Genomic DNA, 743 nt, shown 5'->3' on the forward strand with positions numbered 1-743 from the left:
CGATCTTGCGTGGGCTGGTGGTGAAGTGCCGCAGGGCGCGCCAACGCCCGGTCAGCAGGGCGAAGCCGCGTTCGCCGAGGCAGCGCAGGCCGCGGAGCAGGGCGTTGTAGGTGCGGGTGTCCGGATCGAGGATCTGGCCGTCGGCGGGCTGCTTGACCGGCGTGAACACGCCGATGCCAGCCCCGTCGTAGCCGTTGCCGGCCAGTGTGGACAGGTCGAGCTGGGAGTAGGCCCAGTACAGGGCGCCGAGGACGTGTTCGCGGGCCGCGGTCAGATCATGCATCGATCCAGGCTCGACATCGCTGATCCACAAGGGAAAACCGTCCGGTGCCAGCAGTGCTTGGATGTTGCCGCCGTGCTCGTGTGCTTTACCGGAGTACCACAGGTCGATCTGCTCGCCTTTCGTGCTGGTGGTCTTCTCGGCGAGGCGATCGGCGGAGAAGATCTTGCCGTCGAGAACGACGTGGGCAAGACCGTCGCCCTTGGCTTGCCGTAATGCTTCGTGCAGGTCCGGGGCTTGCGCGGAGAGCACGGTGATGACCTCGTCGAGGTAGCGGTAGCCGGTGGCACGGGAGATGCCGTGATCACGCGCCAGCGCTGTGATGTCGCGGTTCTCCCGGAACCAGCACAGGGCGAACACCGCGTGCCAGAAGCAGGTCAACGCCCTGGTGCCGGTGCGGGTACCGCGGTCGCGGCGCTCAGCACGCAGCAGGCGCCCGAGGTACTGGGCCAGTTCGCGGGGG

At 67.6% G+C, this 743-nt stretch carries 1 protein-coding gene; it reads right to left on the minus strand.

Annotated elements, in window-relative coordinates:
• On the minus strand, positions 1 to 743 hold a 743-nt coding region (locus ABFX45_RS46220), incomplete at both ends, for a transposase family protein (protein ID WP_346137433.1).

The organism is Lentzea roselyniae (assembly GCF_039537795.1).
GTDB classification, from domain to species: domain Bacteria; phylum Actinomycetota; class Actinomycetes; order Mycobacteriales; family Pseudonocardiaceae; genus Lentzea; species Lentzea atacamensis.